The sequence below is a fragment of the Streptomyces sp. NPDC058092 genome (assembly GCF_042884935.1).
In the GTDB taxonomy this organism is placed as follows: Bacteria; Actinomycetota; Actinomycetes; order Streptomycetales; family Streptomycetaceae; genus Streptomyces.
Genome location: NZ_JBHVSY010000015.1, coordinates 72,071 through 80,855 on the forward strand (window position 1 = coordinate 72,071; position 8,785 = coordinate 80,855).

An 8,785-nucleotide genomic window follows, 5' to 3' on the forward strand; every position below is an offset into this window, starting at 1 on the left:
ACAGGTGCGGCGGGCTGCGGGGCGCGGTCGGACGGGCAGGGCGGGCGGGGACGAGGCTGGGGGGCGGCGGCCTGTCGTCAGAGTTCGACCAGGACCTTGCCCCGGCTGGCTCCCGTGTCGTGGTAGAGGCTCCGATAGGCGTCCGGGATGTTCTCGAAGCCGTGGTGGAGGGTGTGACCGCAACGGATCTCGCCCCGCCGGACCTTGCCGCCCAGCTCGTCGTGGAGCGCCCGCCAGTTCTCCTCGGTGAACCATTCCAGCGAGAAGATGCCGCGCACGGTTGTGCGCGGGAACATGGTGTACGGCAGCAGGCGTGGCCCGACGGCGTCCCGGCCGACCTGGGTGGCCCACTGCCAGCACACGGCCACCTGGCTGCCGACGTTGAGCATGGAGAACACGGCATCGGTCACGGTGCCGCCGAGATTGTCGAAGTACTTGTCGACTCCGTCCGGTGCGACCCGGGTGAGGGCTGCTCGGACGGCTTCACGGCTGTCCCCGTGGCGGTATACGACGACCGCGTCGAATCCCAGCTCGTCGAGGTACTCCGCCTTCTCCGGCGTCGACGTGGTGCCGACCACCCGGGCGCCCGCGAGCCTGGCCAGCTGGCCGACCAGTGAACCCACGGAGCCGGAGGCGCCACTGATCACGACCGTGTCCCCGGAACGGACCGTCAGGAACTTCGTCAGGGTGCCCCACGCGGTCATCCCGGGTCCGCCCATGACGCTCAGCGCGGTGGCGAGCGGGAGCGCGTCGTCGTACCAGTGGGGGTCCAGGCGGCGGTATGCCGGGAAGACCATCGGGAACGTTCCCGTCTGCCAAGGGGTCGCCGCTCCGTTGCTGACCAGATGGGTGCGCCAGCCACCGAACCCCTGCACCAGATCACCGGGCCGGTGGGCCGCCAGCGGTCCGGCTGCCAGCACCTCCATGACCGAGTCGGCTCCCATGTGCGCGCCGAGCGGGGTGTCCAGCGCGATGCCCTGGAGGTAGGGGTCCACCGATACATAACGCGTCCTCAGCAGCATCTCGTCCGGGGCCAGGTCGACGTCGAGTGCCTCCTCGACCAGCCCGTAGACCCTGCCGACGTCGGGGACGCCCTCGATGTGCTCACGTACCACCCATTTCATGGTCCTCATCCCGTTCCCTTTCTCCCGACGGTGAACGAACGGTCCCCCATCACTGTCTGCGCGTGCGGCCGGGGCCCCACCGGAACGACGAGGTGGGTCGGTGGCGGGCCGCTCTCGTCGACGGAAGCGGTGAACGTCCGGCCGTCGTCCCGGCAGATGAACTGCATGACGTGCCGGCCCGCCGCCGCCGCGCGGATCAGGCCGCCCGTCGTCGCCCAGACACCGGACTGGTAGAAGTTCCGCAGTCCCGGCAGGCCGGGGCCGTGCTTCTTGATGAGCGTTTCCAGCGTCTCGCCGCTCTCCACGAACGGCTGCCAGCCGAGGACGGTGCCGTCGTAGTTGCCGGTGTAGCGGACCTGCGTGAGCGGGCTGGACACGTCGCGCACGGTGATCGCGTCCGTGATGCCGGGGTGGCGCCGTTCCAGAAATGCGACGAGTACGTCGCGGGCCCGCCGTTTGGCCGCGTAGTACCCGCGGCCGTGGCGTACCGGCAGTGTGTGGAGTTTCTGACCGCCACGGGTCCGGGTCACCTGCTCCGGTCCTTCGTCCAGGGCACGCCAGGGGGCGATGTCGCAGAAGTAGGTGACGTACGCGATGCTCGTGCCCCGAGGGGAGAGTTCCGGGTAGTGCCTGCTGCGGAACTGGACGTTGATGCTGGGGTGGCGTAGGCCGGTGAGTTCGGCCGCTTCCGCTTCGTCGAGCAGGTAGGTCGTGCAGGGGTCGGCGTCGGGGAAGTCGCGGCGCAGGCCGAGGAAGAGTGTGAAGTATCCGGGGAAGACCATGCCGGGTTCGCGGATGGTCTTCGTGTAGAGACGGCGGTACGCGTCGTCGAGGTAGCGGCCGCCGAGCAGATCCATCATCGTGGTGCGGCCGTCGCAGGCCGAGACGATGATGTCGGCGCGCAGTTCGCTCCCGTCGCTGAGCCGGACCCCGACCGCCCGGTCGTCCTCGACCAGGACCTCTTCGACCTTGGCGTTGTAGGTCACTTCGCCGCCGAGTCCGCGGTAGCGCCGCTCGATCGACCGGGCCAGTCCGAGCGATCCTCCCTCGGGTACGCCCGCGGAGAGGTTGGCGTGCGAGGCGAGCTGGAAGTGGAACGGCAGCACCGGGAACGCCGGGTGCTTCTCGTACAGGATGAAGTTGAACGCCTCGCGCAGCAGGGGGTCCTTGAATCTCGACGAGTAGTCGGTCATCAGTACGCCGATGGTTTTGCGCACGGTGTTGAAGTACGGGACGAAGGACGCGAGCATCCGCCAGCGTTCCCACGGGGACATCAGCCCGACCGGTTTGAGGAACGGGTAGACGGCGAGGCACTTGCGGAACGTGCGCAGCTGCTTGCAGAAGTCCCGGATCTGGGCGGCATCGGCGGGCGAGAGGTCCGTCAGATGTGCCTGGAGGCGGTCGGGATCGGAGTAGAAGTACACGGCCCGGCCGCACCGGCCGCGCACGACGTTGAACACGTCGAAATGCCGTACCTCCTTGCCCTGCAGGGCGCCCAGCTCCAGCCAGATCTGGTGCATCTCGTTGCCGGGGCCGCTGCCGAGGAGCCAGCTGACGCAGGGATCCAGGGTGAAGTCGCCGCGGTCCCAGGCCGTGCAGCAGCCGCCCGGCAGTTCGTGCATCTCCAGGACGTGGGTTCGGTAGCCGTTCATCCGGGCGTAGCAGCCGGTGGACAGGCCGCCGAGCCCTGCACCAATGATGATCACCGACTTTCGTTCGGGAATCGACTCTCGCTCGGTCATCGGCCCTTGTCCGGAAATCGGCCCTTGTTCGGAACGCGACATGAACCTGCTCTCCTCGGTGTTCATGTGCGGGTGTCCCCGCGCGCGGACCATCTGTCGAGCTGGGGCAGCCGGCCCAGCTTTCCGGGATGCCATGGCTCGCCGCCCGTGCTCTCGGTCGCCGTGAACCCGCGTCCCAGCTCGTCGCAGAGGTACTGGACGACGAAGCGGCCGGTCGACGCGGCACGGATCAGACCGCCCATGCCGACCCACTGCCCGGCCATGGAGAAGCCCCGCAGGCCGGGCAGGCGCATGCGGTCCTTGCCGACCAGCTTGGCCGCGATGTCATCGGCCTCGGAGAACGCCTTCCAGGCCAGGATGGAGCCGTCGTGGTTGCCCGTGTATCGCCGCGTGGTAGCCGGGGAGGCGACGTCGACGAGCTCGATGCGTTCGGCCGTGCCCGGCAGGCGGCGTTCCAGGAAGTCGCTCACGAACTCGGCGACTTGGCGCTTTCGCGCCCGGTACTCCTTCCGGTCGGCGGCCCGCAGCGTTTTCCAGTAGGCGAAGTCGCTGAAGTAGGTGCAGTGGACCACCGATCTTCCGGGCGGGGCGAAGCCGTCCGAGTAGTGGGAGCGCAGCTGGACCACCAGGCTGCTCTGGAGTGCGCCGGGCAGCCGAGCGGCGTCCTCGGGAGGGAGGAGGTATGTGGTGCTGTGCGCCCGGTCGGGGCCCAGGTCGCCGCGGACGCCGACGAAGGCCGAGACCACCGCGGGAAAGAGGGTGCCCGGCCGGTGCAGCAGGTCGTCGTAGAGCTTGTCGATCCGCGGCCCGGTGTACCGGCCCTGCAGGAGGCCGTGGATCGTGGTGTGGCCGTCGCAGGCCGAGACGACATGGTCGGCGTAGTACCGCCTGCCGTTGCGCAGTTCGATGCCGACGGCGCGTCCGTCCTCGACGAGGATCCGTTCGACCCGTGCCCGGTAGCCGATCTCGCCGCCGAGCGCCGTGTACCGTTCCTCGATCGACCGCGCCAGGCCCAGTGAACCCCCTTGCGGGAAGCCGGCGTTGTGGTGGTGGGCGCCGGCCATGTTGAACAGGTACGGGAGCAGCGGGAAGCCCTCCGGGTCCTGGAAGAAGATGTTGCGGAACGCCCGGCGCAGCAACGGGTCCTGGAACCGGTCGGCGAACTCGTGCATCGGTGTCGAGGCCGTACGCCAGAACAGGCGGAACGCGGGCAGGAGGGTGCGCAGTGTCGCGGCTCTCTCGCGTACGGTCCGCAGGGCGGGGGCGGTCAGGAACGGGTACAGATCGATGGCGGTGAATCGCCGCAGGTCCTGGCAGAACGAGCGGATCAGCCGGGCGTCGGCGGGCGAGAGGCCGAGCAGGTGCTTCTCCAGCCGGTCCGGGTCGTTGTAGAAGACCACCGACCGGCCGGTCTCGTCGACGACCCGGTTGAACATCTCGAAGTTGGTGATGGTCTTGCCGTCGAGCGCCCCCAGTTCGCGCCACACCTGGTGGGCGTCGTTGCCGTCGGCCGTGCCGATCAGCCATTCGATGCAGTAGTCGAAGATGTAGCCGTCGCGCGACCAGGCGGTGCAGCAGCCCCCGGGCAGCACGTGCTTCTCGAAGATGCGGGACCGCATCCCGTTCATCTGCGCGTAGCAGCCGGTGGACATTCCGGCGACGCCGGCGCCGATCACGATGACCCGGGGTCTGCCGTCCGCGTCCCGCCCATCGGGGCTCCATGCGTCGTCCGTGTCACCGGCCATCGGTGCCGCCCTCCTGGAGGATGCCGCGCACCAGCTCGGCGTTGCGGGCCACATGCTTGGGGTCGAGCATGTCGGCGTGGATTCCGGAGCCGCGCAGCACGGCCGTGGCCGTGGTGGAGCTGCCGTGCCAGGTGCCGCGTGTGCCCGCGGCGTAGAGCGCCTGCTTCTCCTCGTCCGTGACCACGCTGACGGTCGCGGAGACCGTGCCGAGGTTCGGTGTGCGGCCGCAGAACGCCAGGTACTCCGCGGCGTGGTCCAGGGTTTCGCGGGCGACGATCTCCGATCCGGTGTGCTTGTGAAGGTGTTCGGCCAGTTCCGCCTCGAAGATCTCGAAGTGTTCAGGCCCGGGGACGTAGGGCTCCAGGATGCGGTGCGAGTCGAGGACGATCACATGGGCGACGTCGCGTCCCCGGCTCTCGAGCTCCTTGGCGACCTCGAACGCGAGGTTGCCGCCGAGGGAGTAGCCGAGCAGCCGGCATCGGCCCTCGGGTCGCTGGGACTCGACGAGGTCGGCGTAGCGGGCCACCTTGTTCTCGCCCGGGACGTAGTTGAAGGCGATCAGCCGGTGCTGCGGCAGCTGAGCGGCGAACGCCCGGTAGACGAGTCCGTGGCCGCCCGCCGGAGGGAAACAGAACAGCGTCGGGTCCCGGTCGCTGTTGAAGCTCAGGAAGGGCAGATCGTCCGCGATCCCGCCGGTGGCGAGGCGCTCCACCGTGGCGGCCATCCCGTGCAGGGTCGTGACCTTGTACAACAGGCTGACGGGGATGCCGACGCCGAATTCCTGCCGCAGCCGGTGGATCAGCTCGATCAGCTTGATGGAGCTGCCGCCCGCCTCGAAGAACTCGTGCGTCAGGCCGACCCGCTCCAGGCCGAGCAGTTCCTTCCAGTGCCGGGCCATGCTCATTTCGAACGGTGTGCCGAGCGTCTCCTCCGGCTCGTCGTCCGCGTGGAAACGGGGCGTCGGGAGCCCGGCGACGTCGACCTTTCCGTTGGCGGTCAGCGGCAGTTCGGGCAGAGCGACGAAGTGCGAGGGAACCATGGAGGCGGGCAGCAGCTCCGCGAGGTACCGCCGCAGCGCACGCCGGTCGAGCGCCGTCCCGTCCGCCGGTACGCAGTAGGCGCAGAGCACATCCTCCCCCCGGGCGTCGGGGCGCACGGTGACGACCGTCCGGGCCAGCCGGGGCCACTGGGCGAGGTGGGCCTCGATCTCGCCGATCTCGATGCGGTGGCCGCGGAGCTTGACCTGGCCGTCGACCCGGCCGAGCAGATGGACCCGTCCGTTCGCGTCCCAGCGCGCCGCGTCGCCGCTCCGGTAGAGGCGTACGGGTCCGGCGCCCGGCTCCCGGCTCAGTGTCCGGGTCACGAAGCGTTCGGCGGTCTGCTCGGGGTCGCCGGCATAGCCGAGTGCGACGCCTTCGCCGCCGATCCACAGTTCGCCCGGTACCCCGGGCGGCACGGGCTCGCCGTGCCGGTCGAGCACATGGAGCGTGCTGTTGGTCAAGGGGTGCCCGATCGGCACCGTGCGGCCGGGTTCCAGGTCGTCGACGGGTCCTTCGAAGCAGGCGCTGTCGATGGTGGCCTCGGTGACCCCGTAGGAGTTGATCAGGCGGGTGTGCGGTCCGCACAGCCCGCGCAGCCGTCGGTACTCCCCGGCCTTCCACGCGTCGGACCCGACGACCAGCAGACGCATGAAGTCCAGCCGCAGGCCCTCGCGTTCGCAGTGGTCCATGAGGCCGCGTACGACAGCGGGGACGAACTCGGCGCAGTCGACGCGCTCTTCGCGCATGGTGCGGTAGAGGCGTTCGGTGTCGAAGAGGAGATCGCGGTCGACGAGCACCAGGTTGCCGCCGGAGCACAGGGCGCGCACCAGGTCGCCGGTGAAGACGTCGAACGACGGGGCCGCCATCTGGAGGTGCACCCGCACGTCACGGTCCAGCCGGTACTCCTGGAGCCAGGCTCCGTACGCCGAGGCGAGATTGCGGTGACTGACCTGCACGGCCTTGGGGTGCCCGGTCGAACCGGAGGTGTGGATGACGTACGCGGGTGAGTCGAGGCCCGCGAAGTCGTCGGCGCCGGCCGAAGGCGTCCGCCGGCCGTCCGTCCCGGGCTCCGCCCCGTACAGTTCCCGCAGGGTCAGCGTCTTGGCAGGGAGCCCTGCCATCCGGTCCCGGGAAGCCTCGTCCTCGACGACGACGAGTCGGGCGGCCGCGGTCCGCACGGTGTGGGCGACGCGGTCGGCCGGGTGGTCGGGCAGGATCGGGAGATAGGCGCCACCGGCCTTGAGCACCGCGAGCAGCGCGACGACGAGGTCGGGCGACTTGTCCAGGCACAGTGCCACCACCGAGCCGGCCCCCGCCCCCAGCCCGCGCAGCCGCCGGGCCAGTTCCCCGGAGCGACGGTCCAGTTCCGCGTACGTCAGCCGGAGGGCCGCCCCGCGACGCGAGGGGACCGTGACGGCGACCGCGTCCGGGCAGCGGGCGGCGGCCTCGCTGATCAGCTGATGGACCGGGCGGACACGATCCGCCTCCCGCTCCCCGGCTCCGGCCGGCAGAGCGGTGCGCGCGGCGCCGCTCCACTCTCCGACCAGCCGCTCGCGCTCCTGGGCACCGAGCATCTCCAGCCGGGTCGTGGGGTGGTCGGCCGGTGCCCGGGTCATGCTGTCGAGCAGCGTGGTGTAGTGCGATGCCATCCGCCGCATGGTCTCCGGCAGGAACAGGTCCGTGTTGTATTTGAGGACGCAGTGGAACCGGTGGTCCGCCTCGTCCTCGTAGACGGACAGGGTGACATCGAACTGCCCCTCTTCCTCGGGCAGTTCGATGTATTCGAGCCGATAGCCGTACTTCTCGGTGGCGACCTTGTGGGTCAGCAGGATGAACATGGCCTGGAACACCGCGGAACGGCTGGGGTCGTGCTGGAGCCCCAGCTTGTCCACCAGCAGGACGAACGGGTACTCCTGGTTGTCGAGGCCGCCCAGTACGGTCGTACGGACCTGTTGCAGCAGCTGGGCGACCGACGGCTCGCCGGACAGGTCCGCGTGCAGCGGGAGCGGGTTGACGAAGTAGCCGTAGACGGAAGCGAACTCCTGCTCGGTCCGGCCGGTCACCGGGCTGCCCACGATGACGTGATCCTGCCCGGAATAGCGCTGGAGCAGCACGTAGTAGGCGCTGAGCAGCACCATGAACGGGGTCACGTCGTGCGCGCGGGCCAGTGCGTGCACACGGGCGGTGAGAGCCGTGTCCAGTACGAAGAACTCCGAGGCCCCGTTGTGTGTCTGTACGGCCGGCCGGGGTTTGTCGGCGGGGAGCTCCAGGGCAGGCACCTCGGCCGGCAGATGCGAGCGCCAGTAGTCGAGCATCCGGTGCGCCGCGGCACCGGCCAGGAAGCGGTTCTGCGCGTTGAGGAAGTCCAGGTAGCGGGCGGTGACGGGGGGCAGCGAGGGCGCACGGCCCTGGCGCAGACCCTCGTAGACCGCGAGGAGCTCCTCGATGAAGGTGAACGTGGAGATCGCGTCGGAGACGATGTGGTGGACCGCCTTCATGATCACCCAACGGTCGTGGCCGCGTTTGAAGAGGCGGAAGCGGAACAGCGGGTCGCGCTCGAGGTCGTACGGCCTGCGGTATTCGGCCACGATGGTCCGGTGGATGTCGTCCCACTCCTGGTCCTGTACGTCGAACAGCGCGACGTCCGGGCTCCGGTCCGGCGACACCTGCTGGAGCGGCAGGCCGTCCACCGTGAGGAAGTTGGTTCGCAGCGCGGGGTGACGTGCGACCAGGCAGCGGACGGCCTCGAACATCAGGTCGGGGTCGAGCGCGACGCGGACCTCGACGGCGCCACCGATGTTGTACGCGTAGCCCTCGGGGTTGAGCTGCCTGAGGAACCACAGGGCCTTCTGGTTCTGCGTCAGCGGATGGCGGAGCTCGTCGTGGAAGACCTCGACCGCCGCCTTGTCGTCACCGCCGGACTCGAACGCCACCGACTCGGCCAGGCCGTCGTGGGCCCGGGGTACCACGGCCCCGCACGGCGTACCCCTCCCCCGAGCCCCCCCGGGGGGGGCGCCGCCCCCCGAGGGGGGGCGCGCCCCCCCCGTTCGCCCGCAAGGGCTCCCACCCCCCCCCCGCCGCCGGGGCCCGGGGCGTGGGGCCGGCGCCCCCCACGGCCGCGCCCCCGCGGGTGT

3 protein-coding genes and 1 pseudogene are annotated in these 8,785 nt (G+C 69.9%); all 4 read right to left on the reverse strand.

Features of this window, described 5'->3' with window-relative positions:
• Window positions 1–77: 77 nt before the first annotated feature.
• On the reverse strand, window positions 78–1,133 hold the full coding sequence (locus ACFVV1_RS24185; RefSeq protein ID WP_389992715.1) for an MDR family NADP-dependent oxidoreductase: 1,056 nt from the start codon (window positions 1,131–1,133) through the stop codon (window positions 78–80).
• Window positions 1,130–2,866 (reverse strand): phytoene desaturase family protein, encoded by a 1,737-nt coding sequence (locus ACFVV1_RS24190; protein WP_389992718.1) that lies wholly within the window; start codon window positions 2,864–2,866, stop codon window positions 1,130–1,132. Before ACFVV1_RS24190 ends, ACFVV1_RS24185 begins: the two co-directional genes overlap by 4 nt.
• Window positions 2,867–2,928: 62 nt before the next feature.
• A complete protein-coding gene (locus ACFVV1_RS24195; RefSeq protein ID WP_389992721.1) occupies window positions 2,929–4,611 on the reverse strand; it encodes a phytoene desaturase family protein in 1,683 nt (560 codons plus the stop codon).
• Window positions 4,601–8,626: pseudogene (locus ACFVV1_RS24200) on the reverse strand (amino acid adenylation domain-containing protein); the annotation flags it as partial. The pseudogene ACFVV1_RS24200 and the gene ACFVV1_RS24195, both read right to left, overlap by 11 nt.
• Window positions 8,627–8,785 lie beyond the last annotated feature (159 nt).